The 23,260-nt window shown below is 36.8% G+C and carries 22 protein-coding genes; 21 read left to right on the forward strand and 1 reads right to left on the reverse strand.

Annotated features, from left to right (window positions below; translation table 11 throughout):
* The first annotated feature begins 16 nt into the window (after positions 1–16).
* The 3 genes from ACIQ38_RS16295 to ychF all read left to right on the forward strand — a co-directional run bounded on the left by ACIQ38_RS16295 (position 17) and on the right by ychF (position 2,278).
* Complete coding sequence (locus ACIQ38_RS16295; RefSeq protein WP_402825278.1) at positions 17–847, forward strand: mechanosensitive ion channel family protein; 831 nt, start codon at positions 17–19, stop codon at positions 845–847.
* A 42-nt stretch (positions 848–889) separates the two neighbouring features.
* On the forward strand, positions 890–1,090 hold the full coding sequence (locus tag ACIQ38_RS16300; RefSeq protein ID WP_402825281.1) for a DUF951 domain-containing protein: 201 nt from the start codon (positions 890–892) through the stop codon (positions 1,088–1,090).
* Between the two features lie 87 nt (positions 1,091–1,177).
* The gene (gene ychF, locus ACIQ38_RS16305) at positions 1,178–2,278 is read left to right on the forward strand and encodes a redox-regulated ATPase YchF (protein ID WP_402825284.1); all 1,101 of its coding nucleotides are present in this window, start codon (positions 1,178–1,180) and stop codon (positions 2,276–2,278) included.
* 25 nt (positions 2,279–2,303) lie between these two features.
* Here the strand turns inward: ychF and ACIQ38_RS16310 are convergent, their stop codons facing one another.
* On the reverse strand, positions 2,304–2,852 hold the full coding sequence (locus ACIQ38_RS16310; protein WP_402825287.1) for a DUF3267 domain-containing protein: 549 nt from the start codon (positions 2,850–2,852) through the stop codon (positions 2,304–2,306).
* A gap of 167 nt (positions 2,853–3,019) precedes the next feature.
* Between ACIQ38_RS16310 and rpsF the strand changes: the two genes are divergently transcribed.
* The 18 genes from rpsF (at position 3,020) to ACIQ38_RS16400 (ending at position 23,190) form a co-directional block, all read left to right on the forward strand.
* A complete protein-coding gene (rpsF, locus tag ACIQ38_RS16315) occupies positions 3,020–3,310 on the forward strand; it encodes a 30S ribosomal protein S6 (protein ID WP_402825290.1) in 291 nt (96 codons plus the stop codon).
* A 44-nt stretch (positions 3,311–3,354) separates the two neighbouring features.
* Entirely contained in the window at positions 3,355–3,864 is a 510-nt protein-coding gene (gene ssb, locus ACIQ38_RS16320; protein ID WP_402825293.1) for a single-stranded DNA-binding protein, read from the forward strand.
* Between the two features lie 46 nt (positions 3,865–3,910).
* Entirely contained in the window at positions 3,911–4,147 is a 237-nt protein-coding gene (rpsR, locus tag ACIQ38_RS16325; protein ID WP_142540806.1) for a 30S ribosomal protein S18, read from the forward strand.
* A 604-nt stretch (positions 4,148–4,751) separates the two neighbouring features.
* Positions 4,752–5,693 carry a YybS family protein gene (locus ACIQ38_RS16330; protein ID WP_402825298.1) on the forward strand — a complete coding sequence of 314 codons (942 nt, stop codon included), beginning with the start codon at positions 4,752–4,754 and terminating at the stop codon, positions 5,691–5,693.
* Positions 5,694–5,705: 12 nt separating this feature from the next.
* Complete coding sequence (locus ACIQ38_RS16335) at positions 5,706–7,682, forward strand: DHH family phosphoesterase (protein ID WP_402825301.1); 1,977 nt, start codon at positions 5,706–5,708, stop codon at positions 7,680–7,682.
* Entirely contained in the window at positions 7,679–8,128 is a 450-nt protein-coding gene (gene rplI / locus ACIQ38_RS16340; RefSeq protein WP_402825304.1) for a 50S ribosomal protein L9, read from the forward strand. Before ACIQ38_RS16335 ends, rplI begins: the two co-directional genes overlap by 4 nt.
* A gap of 12 nt (positions 8,129–8,140) precedes the next feature.
* Positions 8,141–9,496 (forward strand): replicative DNA helicase, encoded by a 1,356-nt coding sequence (gene dnaB / locus ACIQ38_RS16345; RefSeq protein WP_402825307.1) that lies wholly within the window; start codon positions 8,141–8,143, stop codon positions 9,494–9,496.
* Between the two features lie 140 nt (positions 9,497–9,636).
* On the forward strand, positions 9,637–10,923 hold the full coding sequence (locus tag ACIQ38_RS16350) for an adenylosuccinate synthase (protein WP_402825310.1): 1,287 nt from the start codon (positions 9,637–9,639) through the stop codon (positions 10,921–10,923).
* Between the two features lie 372 nt (positions 10,924–11,295).
* The gene (locus ACIQ38_RS16355; protein WP_402825313.1) at positions 11,296–12,768 is read left to right on the forward strand and encodes a peptidoglycan DD-metalloendopeptidase family protein; all 1,473 of its coding nucleotides are present in this window, start codon (positions 11,296–11,298) and stop codon (positions 12,766–12,768) included.
* An 840-nt stretch (positions 12,769–13,608) separates the two neighbouring features.
* Positions 13,609–14,313, forward strand: coding sequence for a response regulator YycF (gene yycF, locus ACIQ38_RS16360; protein ID WP_402825316.1), 705 nt, complete (start codon positions 13,609–13,611; stop codon positions 14,311–14,313).
* A gap of 4 nt (positions 14,314–14,317) precedes the next feature.
* Positions 14,318–16,141 carry a cell wall metabolism sensor histidine kinase WalK gene (walK, locus tag ACIQ38_RS16365; RefSeq protein ID WP_402825319.1) on the forward strand — a complete coding sequence of 608 codons (1,824 nt, stop codon included), beginning with the start codon at positions 14,318–14,320 and terminating at the stop codon, positions 16,139–16,141.
* On the forward strand, positions 16,132–17,460 hold the full coding sequence (locus ACIQ38_RS16370; protein WP_402825322.1) for a YycH family regulatory protein: 1,329 nt from the start codon (positions 16,132–16,134) through the stop codon (positions 17,458–17,460). Before walK ends, ACIQ38_RS16370 begins: the two co-directional genes overlap by 10 nt.
* On the forward strand, positions 17,438–18,250 hold the full coding sequence (locus tag ACIQ38_RS16375; protein WP_402825325.1) for a two-component system regulatory protein YycI: 813 nt from the start codon (positions 17,438–17,440) through the stop codon (positions 18,248–18,250). Before ACIQ38_RS16370 ends, ACIQ38_RS16375 begins: the two co-directional genes overlap by 23 nt.
* Positions 18,251–18,262: 12 nt before the next feature.
* Positions 18,263–19,051 carry an MBL fold metallo-hydrolase gene (locus ACIQ38_RS16380; RefSeq protein WP_402825327.1) on the forward strand — a complete coding sequence of 263 codons (789 nt, stop codon included), beginning with the start codon at positions 18,263–18,265 and terminating at the stop codon, positions 19,049–19,051.
* 132 nt (positions 19,052–19,183) lie between these two features.
* Positions 19,184–20,425 carry a S1C family serine protease gene (locus tag ACIQ38_RS16385; protein ID WP_402825330.1) on the forward strand — a complete coding sequence of 414 codons (1,242 nt, stop codon included), beginning with the start codon at positions 19,184–19,186 and terminating at the stop codon, positions 20,423–20,425.
* A gap of 167 nt (positions 20,426–20,592) precedes the next feature.
* Complete coding sequence (locus ACIQ38_RS16390; RefSeq protein ID WP_402825333.1) at positions 20,593–20,760, forward strand: CxxH/CxxC protein; 168 nt, start codon at positions 20,593–20,595, stop codon at positions 20,758–20,760.
* An 87-nt stretch (positions 20,761–20,847) separates the two neighbouring features.
* A complete protein-coding gene (gene rlmH, locus ACIQ38_RS16395) occupies positions 20,848–21,327 on the forward strand; it encodes a 23S rRNA (pseudouridine(1915)-N(3))-methyltransferase RlmH (protein WP_402825336.1) in 480 nt (159 codons plus the stop codon).
* A gap of 858 nt (positions 21,328–22,185) precedes the next feature.
* Complete coding sequence (locus ACIQ38_RS16400) at positions 22,186–23,190, forward strand: ABC transporter substrate-binding protein (protein ID WP_402825339.1); 1,005 nt, start codon at positions 22,186–22,188, stop codon at positions 23,188–23,190.
* Positions 23,191–23,260: the final 70 nt, after the last annotated feature.

The raw sequence follows: 23,260 nt of genomic DNA on the forward strand, positions 1-23,260 counted from the left end.
GGTGACAAACAACTTTATGGAGGAAATTATTAAGAAAACTATTGAGAAAGTGCAAAAATATTTATTTAACGAGGATACTTGGATACAACTTGGAATTATTAGTTTAAAAATAATTGTTATTTTAATACTAACGGCAATTGTGGTAAGAATTGGCAAACGAATTATCCAAAAGTTGTTTGCAGTCAGAGAAAAGAGTCCTTTAGGGTATTCAGAACGTAGACAAAATACATTAGAGAAACTCCTTCAAAATATTTTAGTTAATGTTGTATATTTCACCGCAATTATAGCTATATTAAGTACTTTTGGTATAAAGGTAGTGGGACTAATTGCAGGAGCAGGTATTGTTGGTCTTGCAGTTGGTTTCGGTGCACAAAGCTTAGTGAAAGATGTAATTACAGGGTTTTTTATTATATTTGAAGATCAATTCGCAGTTGGAGATCAAGTCCAAATTGGTTCAGCTAATGGAACTGTGCAGGAAATCGGCTTACGTACTACGAAAGTGAAAAGCTATACAGGGGAGCTTCATATTATTCCAAATGGAGCTATTACAAACGTTGTTAATTACTCCATTTATAATTCATTAGCTTTGATAGATGTGAGTGTAGCACCTGAAACAGATCTCCCAGCTTTAGAGGACAGTATACAAGCATTTTTGAAATATCTACCTAGTAAATATGAAGAGCTTGTTAAAGTTCCACGTTTCCTAGGAGTACAAAGTTTTAGTGCGACCGAGATTGTTGTTCGGATTACCGCTGAGACAATACCGACAAAACAAGCTGAAATTGCTAGAAAAATACGGAGAGATTTAAAAGAATTTCTTGAACAAAAAGGTATTCAAATTTCCTGATTAAGTAACAATTATTGAATAAAGTAAAAGTAGGTGATAAAAATGGAAAGTAAGCAGTTTCAACTAAATGATATTGTAGAGATGAAAAAACAACATCCATGTGGAACGAATGCATGGAAAATCATTCGTATGGGAGCAGACATCCGAATTAAATGTGAAGGATGTCAACATAGTGTACTCATTCCACGAAAAGAATTTGAAAAAAAGATGAAGCGACTTTTAAAACAAGCAGATGCCGAGTAAAGATAGACTTTTAGTATCAAAATCAATATAATGAACAGGTTATAAATAAAAAAATGTAGGTTAATATAGAGAAGGGTTGTGACATATATGGCATTGACGGCAGGAATCGTAGGATTACCGAACGTAGGAAAATCCACACTGTTTAATGCAATAACGAAAGCGGGGGCACTTGCAGCTAACTACCCGTTTGCTACAATTGATCCAAACGTAGGGATTGTTGAAGTTCCAGATGCACGTTTAGATAAGTTAACAGAACTAGTAACACCAAAGAAAACTGTTCCAACGGCATTCGAGTTTACAGATATTGCGGGAATTGTAGAAGGAGCTAGTAAAGGGGAAGGTCTTGGTAACAAGTTCTTAGCCCATATCCGTGAAGTAGATGCAATTTGCCAAGTAGTCCGTTGCTTTAACGATGAAAATATTACACATGTTTCTGGTAAAGTGGACCCGATCTCCGACATAGAAGTTATTAATTTGGAGTTAATTTTAGCGGATTTAGAAAGCGTTGATAAACGTTTAGCTCGTGTTGCCAAAATGGCAAAACAAAAAGATAAGGATGCAATGGTAGAAGAGCCAATCCTTACACGTTTAAAAGAGGCTTTTGAAGCTGGTAAACCAGGACGTTCGGTTGACTTTTCGGAAGAGGAGCTTCGAGTAGTAAAAGGACTTCATTTATTAACAATTAAACCAATGCTTTACGTTGCGAATGTATCAGAAGATGATATTATGGCAGATGAAGAAAATGAATACGTGCAAAAAGTACGCGCATTTGCTGCGGAAGAGGGAGCACAAGTAATTGTCGTTTGTGCAAAGATTGAAGAAGAAATGGCAGCATTAGAAGACGAAGAAAAGCAAATGTTCCTAGAAGAATTAGGAATTGAAGAATCTGGATTAGATCAGCTTATTAAAGCTTCTTACTCTTTACTTGGACTTGCTACATATTTCACAGCTGGTGTACAAGAAGTACGTGCATGGACATTCCGTAAAGGGATGAAGGCACCACAATGTGCGGGAGTTATTCACACAGACTTTGAAAAAGGGTTTATTCGTGCAGAAACAGTTTCATACGATGATTTAGTTGAAAATGGATCTATGGCAGCTGCTAAAGAAGCAGGAAAAGTTCGTTTAGAAGGAAAAGAATATGTAGTACAAGATGGCGACGTAATGTTGTTCCGTTTTAATGTTTAATATAAAAGATTAGCGAACTTTCTCGCTAATCTTTTTTTAATACATACAGTTTAGGTTTTACAGGATCATCTTTAATTAACACATCGTTAGGATATCTTTTTAGCTCTTTATACATGGCAAAGTCTCCAGCTGCACCAGCAATTAACCAGGCGCCTAATAGGACTAGCATAGGTGATTGAATAATAAATCCTATTAACATAGGAAGAACGCCAGTCGTCCAAAAAGGTAGCAGTAATGCTTTTTTCATCGCACGATTAGGTAATGGAATATTCGTTGTTGCATAGGCAATACCCATTTTGAGATTAACGCCATAGTCCATGCTACTCCAAGGGACTTTCCCGAACAAATAAAAACCGATTAAATGAAAAGCTTCATGTAAAACAATTAATAGTGCATATCCAATAAAAAATAATAGAAGATCCATGAGTGAGAATATTACTTCAAAGCCACCATATAACCAAATATAAAAAAAGATTCCAAGTAGTGAAAGTAAAATGGTCATAATGAAGCTAGACCAAGTGACTTTTTTCAAATCAATTTCAATTACGGATAAATAATCTTCTTGGTTTTCCATGAACAATCCCTCCATTAATGTAAATATACATGAATAGCAAAAACTATGACAATGAACTTGAAATAATAAAATAATTATGGTACAATTCATTGATGTGAGTAATAGAATTACTTGCTCCTTGTCGATTGTTCATCAATCGACCAAAGACCATAGGGAGGTGTAAATAGATGAGAACGTACGAATTAATGTACATTATTCAACCAGCAATCGAAGAAGATGCGAAAAAAGCTTTAGTTGAGCGTTTCAATGAAATCCTAACTTCAAACGGTGCTGAAATCATCGAAGCAAAAGACTGGGGTAAACGCCGCTTAGCTTACGAAATCAATGACTTACGTGAAGGTTTCTACCAAATCGTTAAAGCAAACGCTGATTCAAAAGCAATCGATGAATACATTCGTTTAGCTAACATCAATGAGGACATTATCCGTCACATTGCTGTTCGTATCGACGATAAATAATAAAATCGACTTAACAAAAGCTGAATGAGGGAGGTTGTACACTGATGATTAACCGTGTCGTTTTAGTTGGAAGACTAACAAAAGATCCGGAACTTCGCTATACACCAAGTGGAGTGGCAATGGCAAGATTTACACTAGCTGTCAATCGAACATTTTCAAACCAACAAGGTGAAAGAGAAGCTGATTTTATCAACTGTGTCGTTTGGAGAAAACAAGCGGAAAATACAGCTAACTTTTTGAAAAAAGGAAGTTTAGCAGGTGTCGAAGGGCGTATTCAAACAGGCAGTTATGAAGGACAAGATGGAAAACGTGTTTATACGACGGATGTTGTCGCAGACAGCGTTCAGTTCCTAGAACCACGTAGTAGTTCTGGAGATCGTGGCCAATCGGGACAACCGTATGGTGGCGGACAACAGCAACAACAGCAAAATCCATATCCGACATATCAGCAAAACCAACCAATGAATCAGCAAAATTATACACGTGTAGATGAAGATCCTTTTGCAAATAGTAGTGGACCAATCGAAGTATCGGATGACGATCTACCATTCTAAAAGGACTTCACGCATGTGACTTTAATCGAAAAGGAGGCAATCTATTATGGCACCACGTCGCGGAGGCAAAAGACGCCGTAAAGTTTGTTACTTCACAGCTAACAACATTACACACATCGATTACAAAGATGTAGATTTGTTGAAAAAATTCGTGTCAGAGCGTGGGAAAATTCTTCCACGTCGTGTGACAGGAACAAGCGCGAAGTACCAACGTAAATTAACACGAGCTATTAAAGTATCTCGTATCATGGCTTTACTTCCATTCTCTTCTGAAGAGAGATAAGTTTATAAATCAAAGGACCGGGAAACCGGTCCTTTTTTGTTGCTTAAGAATCTGGATAGCTTTAGACAGTTGGATAATTTTTTAGGAATATAGGATATAGTAATTTGTATGTTAAATAGGGATAATGCTACGTCGCTAACGATCTTGCAGGGTCTCACATCTTCGTGGAAAGTTCCAAAGAATGGCTAAGGGCAATTAAATAGCTATTGAAAGCAACTAATTTCAGTATGAAAGCAACTAAATTGCAGATGAGAGCAACTAATTTCTTGCAATAGCAAGTTTACTTGGAATGAGACGACCATGATTTAGATATATTATAGGAATAATATTCCTTTATTCCTCTATTTGAGTAAGATGAGTCTTCACAACTTACGCCTAAGTAGCGGTGAAGGCCCATTCACTCATCCCATGGAAAGCGTCCGTCCTGCAGCGAAAATCACAGCGTTCACTAAGACACACTATCTCTATAGTATAAAAAATATCCTTTAAAAGGTTATTTTTGATTGCTCCATTTGAAAAAGGATAGTCGGAAGAGTATGGAGTTTTAGTTGATGTAGTAAATCTGTTACAATGAATAGATGACTAGGATAAAGGAAGGTACTACATGCAAAAAAATCAGTCAAACTATTTAACTTATGGGTCTATGATGATTGCACTATTTGCTATTCTTTTAGCAATATCTATTTATATTCCGATAATAAGTGTAATAACTGTGTTTATAGTTCCATTACCTATCGCTTGGTACAGTGCTAAATTTGATCGAAGACAAGCTATACTTGTAACTGTTTTATCCATAGTAATTTCTTATCTAATCGGTGGGATTATTGGATTGTTAGCAGGACTAATAGCTGCCCCTATAGGGTTAATAATAGGGCATTCAATTCAGCAGCAAAAGTCAAAGCTTCATATACTAATGAGCACTGGAATTTTCTTATTAATTATGGCAGCATTGCAATACATAGTATCTATTTTAGTATTAAATATGAACGTAATAGAGAACCTTTTAGAAGGCCTTGAAATATCCTACAAACAAGCAGGAAGTATTATGTCTTCCGTCGGACAACTGCCAGAAGATTATGATGAGCGTGTTTCACAGGCTTTATTACTTTTCAGATCGACTCTGCCTTCTTATTTTATTGGGGCCATGTTCATAACTGCTTTAGTTTACGTAGTTATTAACTTTTCGGTATTGAAGAAATTAAAACTAGAGGTTCCGAAATTTTCAAAGTTCATGGATTTTAGACTACCGAAAGTGGTGTTATGGTATTATTTAATTGTATCCATTTTCACTTTGTTTGTGACATTTGAAGTTGGAACTTTTGGTTACTTACTATTTGTGAATGCGTTGCTTATTTTAAGAGTGCTTTTGTTTTTGCAAGGCATTTCGCTTATTCACTATTATTTTTATGTGCAAGGATGGCCAAAATGGTCTGCTATTTTCGCAACAATTCTTGCGATTCCGCTCTTTACTTTTACTATTATATTAGGTGTATTAGATTTAGGATTTAATTTGAGAGCATTTTTAAAAGACAGGTACAAAAAATGAGGAGCTGATCAAGTGGCATCTTTTTTTAGGAAACGGCCAATTCGATATCCACTCGTGTTGTTTATGTTGCTCGGTGGGGTAGCATCTTATTTATTGTTGTCTAACAATTTATTAGTTGGATTATTATTTGCTCTATTAGTAATTGGAGTTTCTATATATGCATGGATTATCGAACAGCGTGTATATGAAGAGACAGAAAGACATATAGAAACCCTCTCTTATCGGATGAAGAAAGTAGGGGAAGAGGCATTATTAGAAATGCCTATTGGTATTTTATTGATAAATGATCAATATGTCATTGAATGGGCAAATCCATACATGGTACAAAAGCTACCATTCGACACAATCATAGGTGAAGAGTTATTTTCTATATCAACCGATTTTAAACAGCTTTTAAAACAAGAAGATTTAAAAGAAATGGTTATCTCCTTTGATGAAAATAACTATAAAGTGTTGTATAAAGCAGAAGAAAAGCTATTGTACTTCTTTGACATTACAGAACAAGTTGAGATGGAATCTTTATATTATGGGGATCGTACTGTTATTGGTGTGTTATTTATTGATAACTATGATGAAATAGCACAAGGAATGGATGACCAAACTAGAGGGCAGTTAAATAGTATTGTCACTTCATGTGTGAATGACTGGGGTGCCAACTACGGGATTTTCGTTAAAAGAATTTCATCGGATCGTTTTTTAGCCGTATTTAACGAATCAATTTTAGTGGAGTTAGAGAAAAATAAGTTCTCCATTTTAGACGATATTCGAGAAACTACTTCTAAGTTCGGATTCTCATTAACGTTGAGTGTTGGCGTTGGAGCAGGGTCAATTTCCCTTGTAGAGCTAGGTGAATTAGCACAGTCCAGTCTAGATTTAGTATTAGGGCGCGGTGGAGATCAAGTCGCGATCAAACATCCGAGTGGAAAGGTGAAGTTTTACGGTGGTAAGACAAATCCAGTAGAAAAGAGGACGCGTGTTAGGGCTCGAGTTATATCACATGCCCTTCGAGATTTAATCCAAGATAGTGATCAAGTGTTTGTTATGGGGCACCGTATGCCGGATATGGATGCCATTGGATCTGCTGTCGGAGTGAGAAAAATGGCTGAAATGAATAAAATAGAAGGCTATGTCGTAATTGATTTTAATGAGCTAGACAACAGCGTTACGCGATTAATGGATGAAATAAAAGAAAAGCCAGAACTATATGATCGTTTTATAAGTCCTGATGATGCGATGAATAAAATGACGGATAAAACATTGCTAGTTGTAGTCGATACACATAAACCGAGTCTTGTTATTGATGAGAAGCTACTTCAAAAAGCAGAAAAAATCGTCGTTATCGATCATCATCGCAGAGGAGAAGAATTTATATCCAACACGATGCTTGTTTATATGGAACCTTACGCATCGTCTACTTCTGAGCTTGTTACAGAATTAATCGAATATCAACCAAAGCACCAAAAAATCACAAGTTTAGAAGCTACATCTATGCTTGCCGGAATAATTGTAGATACGAAAAGCTTTACACTTCGTACAGGGGCCAGAACATTTGAAGCAGCTTCTTATCTTCGTACTAATGGGGCAGATACGGTACTTGTACAACGTTTACTGAAAGAAGATATTGATACGTATATTGAGCGTTCGAAAATCGTACAAACAGTTGAATTTTTCGGAGAAGGCATTGCCATTGCGCATGGTCCAGATAATATTTCCTATAGTCAGGTGTTACTAGCCCAAACTGCCGATATTTTATTAACGATGAACAATATTACTGCTTCATTCGTTGTTGGACGTAAAAGTGATGCTAAAATAGGCATAAGTGCAAGATCACTTGGTGAAGTAAATGTACAGTTAATCATGGAGAGACTAAACGGCGGAGGGCATTTAACAAATGCAGCATGCCAATTAGAAGATATCACAATTGAAGAAGCAATCACATTATTAAAAGAAGCTATAACGGAAACAATCAAAGGAGGAACTACAGAATGAAAGTTGTATTCTTAAAAGATGTTAAAGGTAAAGGAAAAAAAGGCGAAATAAAAAATGTAGCAGATGGCTATGCACATAACTTTTTATTGAAAAATAAACTTGCAGTGGAAGCAAATGCAGCTGCAATTAGTGCACTAGAAGGTCAAAAGAAAAAATCAGAAAAAGAAGCTGCGGAAGAACTAGCAGAAGCAAAAAAATTAAAAGAAAAATTAGAGCAACTTACGGTTGAATTGAAAGCAAAATCAGGAAGCGATGGTCGTTTATTTGGTTCTGTAACAACAAAACAAATTGCTGCCCAATTAGAAAAGTCTCATAGTATTAAACTGGATAAACGCAAAATGGAATTAGAAGATGCTATTCGTGCATTAGGATATACAAATGTTCCTGTAAAACTACATCATGAAGTAGTAGCAACATTAAAAGTACATGTTACGGAAGAAGCGTAAGGAGAGAGATGAATGAGCGATCCATTGTTGGACCGTGTACCACCGCATAACCAAGAAGCTGAACAATCTGTCATCGGAGCAATATTTTTAGAACCACAAGCATTAATAACTGCTGCAGAAATTGTAATGCCCGAAGATTTTTACCGGGTCGCGCATCAAAAGATATTTCAAACGATGCTACGGTTAAGTGATCAAGGGAAAGCAATAGATGTGGTTACTGTCACCGAGGAACTTTCAGCTAAAAAAGAGTTGGAAGACGTTGGGGGTATCTCGTACATTAGTGAGATTGCAAATAGCGTCCCTACCGCTGCAAATATCGGTCACTATGCAAAGATAGTAGAGGAAAAGTCTATTTTACGTCGACTTATTCGTGTGGCTACAACAATCGTAGAAGATGGATTCACTAGAGAAGACGAAGTAGAAGCTCTATTATCAGAAGCCGAAAGAAAAATGATGGAAGTTGCTAACCGGAAAAACGCTGGTGACTTTAAACATATTAAAGATGTCTTAGTAGAAACATACGACAACATCGAAAAGCTTCATTCACAAAAAGGTGAGGTTACTGGAATACCTACAGGGTTTCGTGATTTGGATCGTATTACAGCCGGTTTCCAACGAAATGACTTAATCATTGTCGCTGCACGTCCTTCGGTAGGGAAAACAGCATTTGCACTGAATGTAGCACAAAATGTAGCTACAAAAACGGATGAGAACGTTGCTATTTTTAGTTTGGAGATGGGTGCAGAACAATTAGTAATGCGTATACTCTGTGCAGAGGGAAATATAGATGCACAAGTTCTTCGTACAGGAAGTCTTACAACGGAAGATTGGCGTAAGCTTACAATGGCTATGGGAAGCTTATCAAATGCGGGTATTTATATCGATGATACGCCAGGTATTCGAGTGAATGAAATACGTGCTAAATGCCGTCGTTTAAAACAAGAATCTGGTCTTGGAATGATTTTAATTGATTACTTACAACTTATTCAAGGAAGTGGCGGAAGTCAAGCGAACCGTCAACAAGAGGTTTCCGAAATTTCTCGTTCTCTCAAAGGATTAGCCCGTGAGTTAAAAGTACCGGTTATTGCCCTATCACAGCTATCTCGTGGAGTGGAACAACGACAAGATAAGCGACCAATGATGTCCGATTTACGTGAATCAGGTTCGATTGAGCAAGATGCGGATATTGTAGCTTTCTTATACCGTGAAGATTACTACGACAAAGAAACAGAAAATCAAAATATGATTGAAATTATTATTGCAAAACAACGTAACGGTCCGACTGGAACAGTTACGCTTGCTTTTGTGAAGGAATTTAACAAATTTGTTAATATAGATTGGAGTCAACATCAAGCTCCACCAGCATAACCCAAACACGAACGTATTAATGTACCTACCATTAATATGTTCGTGTTTTTTAATGTAATTAGTTGACGTGGAATTAGTTGCTTGGTACAATTACACTGATTTTATTCAGGACATTTGAATGTCTGACGGAGGTGTCGGCAATGCCATCAGTAGTAGTTGTTGGAACACAATGGGGAGACGAAGGAAAAGGAAAAATCACGGACTTTCTCTCTGAAAACTCGGAAGTAATCGCACGGTACCAAGGTGGAAATAACGCAGGACATACAATTATTTTTGGAGGAGAGACGTACAAGCTTCATCTCATTCCTTCCGGTATTTTTTACAAAGACAAAATCTCTGTCATAGGAAACGGTATGGTGGTCGACCCAAGAGCTTTAGTAAAAGAACTTAAGGGACTTCATGAAAGAGGTGTTCAAACGGATAATTTACGTATTTCTAACCGTGCACATGTCATTCTTCCATATCACATTAAACAAGATGAAGTAGAAGAAGCACGTAGAGGGGCAAATAAAATCGGTACTACAGGCAAAGGGATTGGACCAGCCTATATGGACAAAGCAGCACGTATCGGTATACGTATCGCAGATCTTCTCGATTATGAAGTATTTAAAGAAAAGTTAGAACTTAATTTAGCTGAAAAGAATAGAATGTTCGAGAAGTTTTATGAAACAAATGGATTTACTGTTGAGGAGATTTTAGAAGAATTTTATAGCTATGGAAAACAAATAGAGAAATACGTAACAGATACTTCAAAAGTGCTAAACGACGCATTAGACGAAGGTCGTCGTGTGCTTTTTGAAGGTGCTCAAGGAGTCATGTTGGATATTGACCAAGGAACATATCCATTTGTTACTTCTTCTAATCCTGTAGCGGGTGGAGTAACAATTGGTGCAGGTGTTGGACCGACTAAAATATCTCATGTTGTAGGAGTATGTAAAGCCTACACTTCTCGTGTAGGAGATGGACCGTTTCCTACAGAGCTATTTGATGAAGTTGGTAATCAGATTCGTGAAGTTGGGAAAGAGTATGGGACAACAACTGGAAGACCACGTCGAATTGGTTGGTTCGATACTGTAGTTATCAGACATGCGGCACGTGTAAGTGGCTTAACAGATTTAACAGTCAACTCCATTGATGTTTTAACTGGTTTAGATACTGTAAAAATATGTACTGCTTATAAATACAAAGATGAATTCATCACGGAATATCCTGCAAATCTTCGTATGCTTGCAGAATGTGAACCGGTATATGAAGAGTTACCAGGTTGGAACGAAGATATTACCAAATGCAAAACCCTTGATGAACTACCAGCGAATGCCCGTCATTACTTAGAAAGAATTGCACAACTAACGGGTGTACAAATATCGATCTTTTCAGTAGGTCCAGATCGTACACAAACGAACATTATCTCAAGCGTTTGGAGATAGTAAATTAAGTGCATCAGTCATAAAAGCTGTCAAAAAGTGAACACTTTTTGACAGCTTTTTGTCGTTTCCTTCAAAAATTATGAGAAACTAGTCATTTGAATCTTCTAATATGACAAATATAACAACGAAACCAGTGATCTCTTGTAGAAAATATAATTATTTTAGCAAAAAACAAGACAAAAGAATCGAAAACACAGAAAAACTGATTATATATTTCCCTTTTTTAGTAAGCTAATAGAATATATTGGAACCAATACTACAGTTTCTTTACAACTGGCGCAATTAGTTCACTTCCTTATTTCAAATATGTTAAATTAAAGTAGTGTGAAAAAAGAGTAGATTGTTTTGAAATAGTTTGGAAGGGGCTTTACCATGTTTTTGAAAAGAAAGATTAAGGAACAGGAAATTCAACAAACTGTTCTGACAAACAGAAAGTCAAGTATAGTGAAAAAAGCAACCGTAGCAATTTTGCTCATTTCCAGTTTATCCTTTAATATCGCATTTGCAAATGAAGAAGACAGTCATACGTTGAAAGAAATTTATCATATATATTCTAATGGGCAATATGTAGGGGCACTATCTGATCAAACTGAGATGGAAAAGATGATGGATCAAAAAGTACAAGATTCGCACTCCCAGTACAAAAATCTCTCTTTAAGTGCAGGCTCTAACTTGTCAATTGTACCAGAATCAGTTTTTACAGCTTCTACAAATGATGAAGCAACACTCAAAAAGTTAGATGAGTTAATAGAAGTAAAGGCAAAAGCATTTGCATTATCCGTCAATGACGAGATGGCAGTCTACGTCAAAGACTTAGATGCATACCAAGAAGCTGTACATAAACTAAAGTTACATTTTGTTTCGGAAGAAGAGTTACAAGCACTGGAAGCACGAAAAGATTCTACTGAAGCTTTACCCCAATTGAAAGAAAATGAAACACGTATTAAAGATTTAATCTTAAAAGAAAAAGTATCAGGTGTCACAGTGGACATCAGTCCAGATCAGATTGTTTCACCAGATGATGCAGTAAAGCTATTATTAGAAGGAACCTTAGAACAAGAAACTTATAAAGTAGCTGCAGGGGACGTATTAGGAACAATAGCTAGTAAACATAATTTATCTTCTGCTGAACTAATGGCTATAAATCCTGGAATAACAGAATCTACATTATTGCAAATAGACCAGGAGCTAAATGTAACTGTCTTAAAACCGCTTATTAATGTAGAAGTTCAATATGAAAAACAAGCAGAAGAAGTTATCCAACATACGAAAAAAGTAGAAGAAACAGATGAAATGTATAAAGGCGATACAAAAGTAAAACAAGAAGGCTCAGATGGAAAGAAAATAGCTACTTATTTAGTACGTAAAGAAAATGGCGTAGAAGTAGGTCAATCCGTAATTGAAGAGACTATCCTCGTAGAACCTAAGGATCATATTGTTTTAAAAGGTACAAAAGTGATTCCTTCTCGTGGTTCTGGTCAATTTGCTTGGCCGGCTGAAGGTGGATATATTTCTAGCAAAATGGGTTATCGTTGGGGACGTCAGCATGAGGGAATAGATATTGCACGTCCTAGTGGTTATACGATAAAAGCTTCGGATAATGGTGTGGTTGAAGCAGCTGGATGGGATGGAACATACGGTAACCGGATAATTGTAAATCATCAAAACGGTTATAAAACGACATATGCTCATCTTTCTTCTATAAGTGTAAGTGTAGGGGATGTTGTACCTCAAGGTTCTAAATTAGGTATAATGGGAAGCACAGGCCGTTCAACAGGCACACATTTGCATTTCGAAGTGAAGAAAAATGGTGTAACGATTAATCCATTATCTGTGTTAAACTAAAAAAAGGGAGAGACGGTCACTAGTTTGGCTGTCTCTTTTTTATAATGAAATTCTTATTGGCGTATTTTCTTTTTTGCCGCTTAAGAAACTATAAAATTCTATACATGTAGATAACTATTTGCATGAAATGTAAGTAAGTTAAGTCATTTTTAAAAACCGAGCGTAGTATAGGGATACTGCGTCTTAGTGACGAGCCTTCATCGCCCTGTAGCGAAAATCAATGAAATAACATTGAATTATAGGTGTTCGAAATTAACAATAAATGGCTGAATGGGACAATATAGACTGCGAACGCGACAAACTCGTTGAGCGGGTACCGGCTAGGCGAGCTTTTGGGTATATTATTCCTATAATTGCCTAAGTCATCTTCGTCTCAATCCAAGTAAACTTGTTCTTGTAAGCAATCAGTTGCTTTCATCGGCAATTTAGTTGCTCTCATACTGATTTTAATTGCTTTCGTACTAAAATTAGTTGCCTTCAATAGCTTTTTAATTGCCCTTAGCCATTCTTTGGAATTTTGCTTGACGGTATGAGACCCTGCAAGAGCGTTAGCGCGTAGCGGCTCGTCAATGTTTGCTTGGTGACCTCCTTATTGACCTTTCTAAGACGCATTATTCCTATTATGTGCACCCACACTAGAACTTTTAACTTCATTTCGCTTTTTGTTGGATAAAGTCATGATTTCCTGGGAAATAATTCGACAAATGTCGACTATATACCTATCATTACCAGCTAATTCCTTTAAGGGTGCGAAGAGTGTAAAAGCATGATAGAGTAAATACATTAAGAAAAAAGTAATTTCTACAAAATATAGAGAAAAGAATGAAAGGGGTACTATATATGAGTAAAAAAATATTAGTAGTAGACGATGAAAAGCCGATTGCAGATATACTGCAATTTAATCTAAAAAAAGAAGGTTATCAAGTGTTTTGTGCCTATGATGGCGATGAAGCATTGAAAAAGGTAGAAGAGGTACAACCGGATTTAATGCTATTAGATATTATGCTGCCAAATAGAGACGGTATGGAAGTTTGTCGAGAAGTAAGAAAAAAATATGATTTCCCTATCATCATGTTAACTGCAAAAGACTCAGAAATCGATAAAGTGCTTGGTTTGGAGTTAGGGGCAGATGACTATGTAACTAAACCATTTAGCACAAGAGAGTTAATAGCAAGAGTAAAGGCAAATATGCGAAGACATCAAACGACACATGGCGAAGTAGAAGCTACGACAAATGATATAGTGATAGGACCATTAACGATACAACCAGATGCATATTTAGCGTTAAAACGAGATGTCACCATTGAGCTGACACATCGTGAATTTGAGTTATTACATTATTTAGCTAAACATATTGGACAAGTGATGACCCGTGAACATTTATTACAAACAGTATGGGGATATGATTATTTTGGAGATGTTCGAACAGTAGACGTAACGATTCGTCGTCTGCGTGAGAAGATTGAGGATAATCCTAGTCATCCTACATGGATTGTAACTAGAAGAGGCGTCGGTTACTATTTACGAAATCCTGAACAGGAGTAAGCAAATGCAAAAGGTTGGTTATTTTAAATCAATTCATATAAAGATTGTTTTTATCTATATATTACTAATAATTATTGCAATGCAAATTATTGGTTTGTATTTTGTTCGAGAGTTAGAAAAAACATTAAGAGAAAATTTTCAGGAATCCATATTAGACCGTGTAAGTCTACTAGAGTTTAGTGCTCGAGAAGAAATCATTAAAGTTAGAAATGAAGAAGACTTAACTAAAGAGCAAAGCCTACGTTCGATTTTGCATGATTTAAATTCATACGATATTAAAGAAGTACGTGTAATTGATGCAAGATATCAAATTTTAGCTACTTCAGATATAAACAATCAATCGATCGTTGGACAAAGATCGATGGATGAATTAGTGAGGTTGTCCATAACTGCTGCAAATGAACAAGACAAGATTTCGCTAGATAAACAAACGCGTGATCGAATTTGGATATTAGCAACGCCCATCATTTATCAGGGAGAAGTAATTGGGTCTTTATATATCGAGTCAAATATTGAGAATGTATTTGGCCAGATGAATGAGATAAACCAAATTCTTGCTGGAGGTACTGCCGTAGCGCTCGCAATCACGATTGTTCTTGGAATATTAATTGCGCAAACCATTACTAGGCCAATATCTGATATGAGAAAACAAGCGCAAGCCATGGCGAAAGGTAATTTTTCTCGAAAAGTACGTGTATACGGCAACGATGAGATTGGTCAACTGGCTATCGCTTTTAACCATTTAACGAATCGCTTACAAGAAGCACAATCGACGACAGAGGCAGAGCGAAGAAAACTTGCATCGGTTCTTGCTAATATGACGGATGGTGTTATTGCAACAGATCGTAAAGGGCGAGTTATCCTTATTAATGATCCGGCTATCAGACTTTTACGTATACCGAGAGAAATGGTTATAAATCGTCCGATTATATCTGTTCTTAGTATTGATTCTGCTTATTCATTTGAAGATTTAATCCATTTAAAGGAATCGATGAATTTAGATTTAAGTACACAAGAGCGACCCTTCATATTGCGTACGAACTTTTCAGTCATTCAAAAAGAAACAGGTTTTGTGAACGGGTTAATTGCAGTTCTTCATGATAACACGGAGCAAGAAAAAATAGATATGGAACGAAGAGAATTTGTTGCAAATGTTTCACATGAGCTGCGGACCCCATTAACGACGATGAGCAGTTATTTAGAGGCACTTGCAGAAGGAGCATGGAAAGACGATGAAATCGCACCCACGTTTTTGCAAGTGACACAAACTGAAACACATCGTATGATCCGTCTAGTAAATGATTTGCTGCAATTATCAAAAATGGATAGTAGGGACTATGATTTGAATCGAGAAATTGTAAACTTTAATCAATTTTTCAATCGAATAATAGATCGATTTGAACTTTCTAAATCTCAACATGTCACTTTTCATCGAATGCTGTCTGATAAAGCATATTACGTAGATATTGACACGGACAAATTGACACAAGTAATAGATAATATTATATCCAATGCCATGAAATACTCACCGGATGGAGGAAACATCCGATTTGGAGTTGCTGTGGAGGAAGATATATTAACTGTGATGATTTCAGATGAAGGTATGGGGATACCTCCTGAAAATGTTAATCGAATTTTTGATCGTTTTTATCGAGTTGATCGTGCAAGAGCAAGGTCAATGGGTGGAACGGGTCTGGGGTTGGCTATTGCCCGGGAAATGATAGAAGCACATGGTGGTAGCATTTGGGCGGAAAGTGAAGAGGGACAAGGTACGACTATATTTTTCACATTAAAAGTAGAAATAGATGAGGAAGGTGAGTGGGATTGAAGTATATTGAACAAGTAAAATCAGTTATTTTACTCTTACTCATTCTACTTAGTTTAACTTTAACTTTTACGATTTGGACCTATTCACCTTCCTATAATTTGAATGATACACCAGTAGTAGATATTGCGATTGCAGAAAAAAAGCGAATGGAAGATGTAGTGAAACCTAATCGATTACTGTTTAGTCAAGAAGATTCATTAAATGGTTCCGAAGATACTCAAATGATCGATGATATCTTAAATTCGATGAAAAGTTGGGAAATACATGCGGTACAGCTTGTGAACAATCAAGCAAGTGATCAGCAGATAAATGAGTATACAAAAGCACCGAATCGAATGACATTCTTTTTTCCAGCGGAAGTTCCATTTAAAATATATGACAGTATATTAAACTTTTCTGATTATAGTTTGCCTAACGCTTCTTTCGATCGGTTAATTGTTGCATGGAGCCAAGTCCCTAGTGAAACAATGAATCTATACTTCATTAGTACGACAACGCAAAAAGTTTATATGGCTAACATCAGCAATGCTAATCGAGAAAACTTTGTCAAAAGCTTAAAAAAACAAACGAGAGATTTACCGGAGTATAATGAAATAGAAAGAGTAAATCGACTTTCACTTTACGTTACCGCAAGTCCTAGAATTATGTCGAGCTATTCGTATATTATAGAAGATATTGCACCGGAGAAATTCAAAAATGCATTATTTACGACTCCTAGCCTTGTTCGAAGTAATCCATTAGGAGTAAGCGGTCAGGAGTATACAGATGATAGTGCACTCATGAACGTTGACTTTTTATTTAAAAGACTAAGTTATGTGCACCCGGCATCGGAAAGTGACCATGTTGGTAAAGCGGACGAGCTCATTCAACAAAGTTTAAACTTTGTCAATGAGCACAATGGATGGACAAATGATTATCGATATAGCCGTATTAATACTTCCACAAAACAAGTAAGTTACCAGTTTTATTTTCTTGGAATGCCAGTTTTCAGCAAAGATACAGCAACCGATATTACGCAATATTGGGGTACAAATCGTGTATATCGCTATATTCGACCGTATTATACTCTAAATGTTTCTAAACCTGCGAAAAAAAGAGAGGTTCAGTTGCAATCTGGACAAGATATATATGACTTAATCCACTCCCTTTCTGACAAAAAAGTGTCGTCCATAGATGATATTGCAATTGGATACAACTTGTCTCAGGACGATCAGCCAAAGGTTCTGAATTTAGAGCCCTCGTGGTATTATTTAGTGAATGGTTCATGGACTCGAGTTACTCCAGAGCTATTAGGGGGTGGCAAATTTGGATTGGAATAAAACAAAAACGATATTTATTATCGTATTTTCTATTTTAAATGTATTTTTGTTTTCTCTTTACTTAAATAGGTATAATGAGGCGCTGAATGTAGAAGAGCCAATGGATACACCTATAGAGGAGAGACTACAATCGGATAATATTAAAGTTCCAAAAACCGAATCATATATCCAAGAGGCATCATACGTTTCTGGGAATGTACATCTTTTTAGTGCGGAAGAAATAAATGAATTACCGAACCAGACGTTAGAAGTAAAGGATGGAATACAATTAATAGGAACATTTAAAGAGTCGCTTCCCGTAACGACAGAAAATTCTATAGAAAAGTTAGTCAAAGAAAATATTATCCGTGGTGATTCATACGGATTATGGAAAATAGATGAAGAGGAACAATCTGCAACATTTTTTCAAAAAGTAAATGATCGACTCGTTTACCATAACAAAAATGCCCAAGTAATTGTCTATTGGAATGATGAAAAAGAAATTACTCGATACGAACAAACCATATTAGACAATCTAGAAGACTACGATGAATCGAAAAAGTTAGTGTCGCCAATGTTAGTAATCCGGGTTTTATACTCCAGTTCATTATTAAAAACAGATTCCACTGTAAAAGATATCCGCCTTGGATATTCCACATTAGCCACACTAACAGAAACGCAAGTATTTGCACCAACTTGGTATGTACCAGTGGAACTTTCAGATGGGACGATGGAAGAGTATTTTGTCAATGCAGTAGAAGGAAGAATTAGTGAAATTCCTAAAAAGACGGAACAACCAGAAGTAAAGTAAGGAGTTTTAACAATGAAGTTTAGTGTTTTAGCAAGTGGGAGCAGTGGGAATGCTATTTATGTGGAAAATGAGGAGCATTCTTTTTTAGTAGACGTAGGCTTAAGTGGAAAGAAAATGGAGCAGCTTTTTAGTGAAATAGGTAAAGATATTAAAAAGCTATCTGGCATTTTTATAACGCATGAGCATAGTGATCATATAAAGGGACTAGGCGTCGTTGCAAGAAAGCATGGCATCCCAATCTATGCAAACGAAAAAACGTGGCTAGCAATGGATCCCCTTATTGGTAAAGTGCCGGTTGAACAACGCTTCCAATTTGATATGGAGACAGTTAAAACGTTTGGAACGATGGATATCCAGTCCTTTGCCGTATCCCATGATGCAGTAGATCCAATGTTTTATATTTTTCATGAAAATGGTCGTAAACTTGTCTTAATAACTGACACAGGGTACGTTAGCGACCGGATGAAAGGGCATATTAAAGGAGCAGATTCGTTTGTTTTTGAAAGTAACCACGATGTGAGTATGCTTCAAATGGGACGATATCCTTGGTCAATAAAAAGAAGAATCCTAAGTGATGTAGGACATGTTTCGAACGAAGATGCAGCGGTTGCGATGAGTGAAGTGGTAGATATTAAAAACACGCATATTTATTTATCTCATTTAAGTAAAGATAATAATATGAAAGATCTTGCACGAATGAGCGTTGCACAAACATTAAAATCTTGCGGTATTGTTACGGGAGAATATGTGCATCTTCATGATACAGATGCAAACATTCCAACTGAATTAGTAACCGTTTAAATAGTAAAAGTTCCAAAGTGAAAACTTTGGAACTTTTTTTATTTATCTTTAAATGAATTTTCATCTTATTTTAATGTGAGTTGGGTAAAGTAAATGTACAAACTGTTATATAAAATGAAAGGAAGATGAAAGATGGAACCAAATAATCCATACGGACCACAAGAAGAACCAAAAATAGAAGAGACGTTAGTTGAAAAAAGAGCACCAAAGAAAGAAAAAAAGCGAGGTGTATCAGGCTATTTTTTCAGTGGATTAGCAGGTGTACTAGTTGGGGCTTTACTTGTATGGTTTTTAATACCTTCTGTCGTTACAAATTTACCAGCCGACAATACAGCTAACGTAACTAATACTACGGCCAAAACACAGCAACTTTCTGTCGATATAACAACTGACGTAACAAGCGCAGTGGAAAAGGCTTCGGGCGCAGTTGTAGGTGTTTCCAATATCCAATCAGTCACGAATTTTTGGAGTCAATCCCAATCGGAGCAAGAAGCTGGGACAGGTTCGGGCGTTATTTATAAAAAAGAAAATGGAAAAGCATATGTCATTACAAATCATCATGTTATCGAAGGTGCAAAGGCAGTAGAAGTAACATTAGCAGATGGAGCAAAAGTGGAAGCTAAATTAGTTGGAAGTGATGTATGGACAGACTTAGCCGTTTTAGAAATTGACGATAAAGGTGTAGATACAGTTATCGAATTTGGAGATTCAGATGCCTTAAAGCAAGGGGAATCTGTTATTGCCATTGGTAATCCGTTAGGACTAGACTTCTATGGCTCTGTTACAACTGGTGTTGTATCTGGTAAAGACCGTGCTGTACCTACCGATATAAACGGTGATGGAATTGAAGACTGGCAGGCAGAAGTTTTACAAACAGACGCAGCCATTAACCCAGGGAACAGTGGTGGAGCATTGATCAATCTGGCAGGACAATTAGTAGGGATAAATTCCATGAAAATTTCCGAATCTACGGTAGAAGGAATGGGACTTGCAATACCAGTTAACTCAGCAATTCCAATCATCGAAGATTTAGAGGCAAACGGAAAAGTAAATCGTCCATCTATGGGAATCACTTTGGTAGATGTAACAAATGTACCTGCAGTCCATCAGCGTGATACGTTAAAATTACCAGCTGAAGTAACAACAGGAGTAGTAGTAGATCAAGTTATCGAAAATACACCAGCTGCTTTAGCAGGGATGAAACCGTATGACGTTATTGTAGAAATGGACGGACAAAAAATTGAAAACACTATTGAGTTAAGAAAACATTTATACAATGAAAAAGAAATTGGCGATGAATTGAAAGTAAAAGTATACCGTCAAGGTGAATTAGTAGAATTGACGATAGCATTAAAAGAAACGGATACATTATAAACATGTGGATAACTACGTATTGTAAATAAAAGATTTACACAACGAGTAGGAAAAGAAAAGCTGTTCTTTCCTACTCGTTTTTCTTTTGATAAAATAGACTGTGGATAAGAATGGTCGATTTGTGTATAACTAATTAAATTATTCGGAAAACGAAAGGAAGTTAAAAATTGAGAATATTCAGCTGTGAAACCCATATAAATCAAGCTTTAGACATGTTCGTTGCGGAACAAAAAACGTTTCCTTTGCTAGAAAAATTAAAGAGAGAAGAAAAGTTATCCACAATATGCACATACTGTGATGTCGCTGCAGTATATGTTGTAGAAAATGAGGAATAGGACACAATATATAGAATTGGATTGTGGATATGTGCATAAGTGTTGTTGATAACTTGTTTGTAAACAAAATGTAAAGGTGGATAACCTGTGAATATACAAATTATCTCGGTTGGAAAATTAAAAGAGAAATATTTAAAAATGGGGATAGAAGAATACACAAAACGATTAGGTAGCTATGCAAAAATTGATTTAGTAGAAGTACCTGATGAAAAAGCACCTGAAAATCTAAGTGATGCTGATATGGAAATTGTGAAGAAAAAAGAAGGAGACCGGATTCTTTCAAAAATTGGAACAGAAACTTATGTCATTGCACTGGCGATTGAAGGGAAGATGAAGTCATCGGAGCAGCTTGCCAGTGACTTAGAGTCGTTAATGACCTATGGACGCAGCAAAATAGCCTTTGTCATTGGCGGATCCCTTGGCTTGCATGAGGATGTAATGAAACGTTCGGACGAAAAGTTGTCCTTTAGTAAAATGACCTTACCCCATCAGTTGATGAAATTGGTTTTGGTGGAGCAGATTTATCGTGCTTTTAGGATAATGAAGGGTGAACCTTATCATAAGTAGGGACAATCTTTTGTTTTTTGAAAGAATCTCAAGTTCTGGAGGCTCGAAGAATAATATCATTTTATTTATCGTGCGTTTCATTAGTAGTCCAACCATTATTAACAGTTATTCTAAATGAACAATTTCAAAAGCAGTGTAATTGTTCAATCAGAGGAGAGGTATTAGATATTTTTATCTAATACCTTGTTTTTTTGACAAGGAAGTATAAATTTCTTATTGCACTGAAGGTTTGCTCTAGTGATGTGGGGGTAAACCAGCCAATACTGCTGGTGTATCATCTTAGTTGGAGTAGAAGATAATGGTGAGATAGCCGGATGTCCGAGCAGAATATTGTTGAAAGCATTTAGGACAAGATTATCTCTAAGCCTTTTACTGATATTGTTGTAATAAGATTTGATGATAAAAGTATTCTAAAAATCATAATTGAAAAGACTCCAGAAATTGTAGCCACTTCAAACGGTGTTGTATATAAAAGATTAGGGAAAAATACAAAACCATTTTACCCATCAGAATATATCTCATTTAGACCGTTTCTTGGTGGACATCAAGCCCAGTACACAGCTCAAGAATAGCTTCTAGCTTGGTTTATTACGAGTATTGGATGCTTTAGAAAAATTAAAAAAGACTATGAAAATTTTCATCATGGTCTGTAACACTGTCGAGGATTAAGAATGTTTTTATTGCTTTTTGTCAGTAAGGAAGTGACGAGTTTGTATAAAGTCGGTCGTAGAGAATGTGTATTGAACATGGAATCCGATTTGGGGTACAATCTACTCAGGCAAAATGATAATGATTATCATTATTAATAAATGAATTGTTTTGCTACAAAACATAGAACTTATGGGAGTGAATTTAGTCATGGCAAGATCAGGATTTATAAAAACAGGATGGATATCCCTTATAACGGCAGCAATGATTACGGTGACAGGTTGTAACTCGACAGGCGATCAAACTGTGGGCACGGTGACTACTAATCAGCCTGCTCAGGCAACGGAAGCAACAAGCGAAGCTCTGTCTCAGACGGAAACGCATGTCGTAACCGATGCCTTCGGAGAGGTAGAGATTCCAACAAATCCGAAGCGGGTCTCAGCTCTTTATCGTGAAGATTATTTGGTTGCGCTTGGGGTAACGCCTGTTGTGCAATATTATAACCCGATGTGGGGCAAGCAGGATTATTTGAATCTGGAAGTGCCGTTGTTCGACGTGACTGGCAGTGTCGAAGCCTTGCTTGTGTCTGAGCCGGACTTGATCATCGGTGCCGGAGAAGTCGATGCAGAACAATATGAGCTCTATTCCAAGGTTGCACCGACGTTCCGCTTGCCGGACGACGTACTTGCGGATTCGCGTAAAACACTGACCTTAATGGCTGAATTGCTTGGGCTCAGCGACAAGGCGGAGCAGGTTCTTGCTGATTACGATGCCCGTATTGTCGATGTGAAGGCGAAGCTGAACGAAGCGATTGGCGATGAGAAGCTTGTTGTTCTGCGGATGAACGTCGTAGACAAATCCATTAATATTTTTGGCATTCATAACACGTTTGTCGGACAAATCTTGTATGAGGATCTTGGGCTGAAGGCGCCGGGGTTCGCCGAGGCGATGACGGAGGGCAATATCGTCTTGTCGAAGGAGGTCGTTCCGGAGCTTGACGCGGACCATATTATTTTGCTTCCATCCAACGGGACGTGGGAGGAAGAGAGCAACGCAAAAGCACTTGAGGAAATGAAGGCAGATCCGTTATGGCAGACAGTTCCTGCATTTAAGAACGGCCATGTATATCCCGTAGAAAGATCATATTGGCAGACGGGAGCAATTACGGCCAACGGGTTGAAGATGGATGATTTACTTCGATTGCTAGCTTCTTAGTAGGAAATAAGAGAGATTAAGTTCAGTGGCGGAACTCATCGCCATAATTGGGAAAGAGCCGCTTTTCAAC

The organism is Psychrobacillus sp. NPDC096389 (assembly GCF_044762855.1).
Lineage (GTDB): Bacteria > Bacillota > Bacilli > Bacillales_A > Planococcaceae > Psychrobacillus.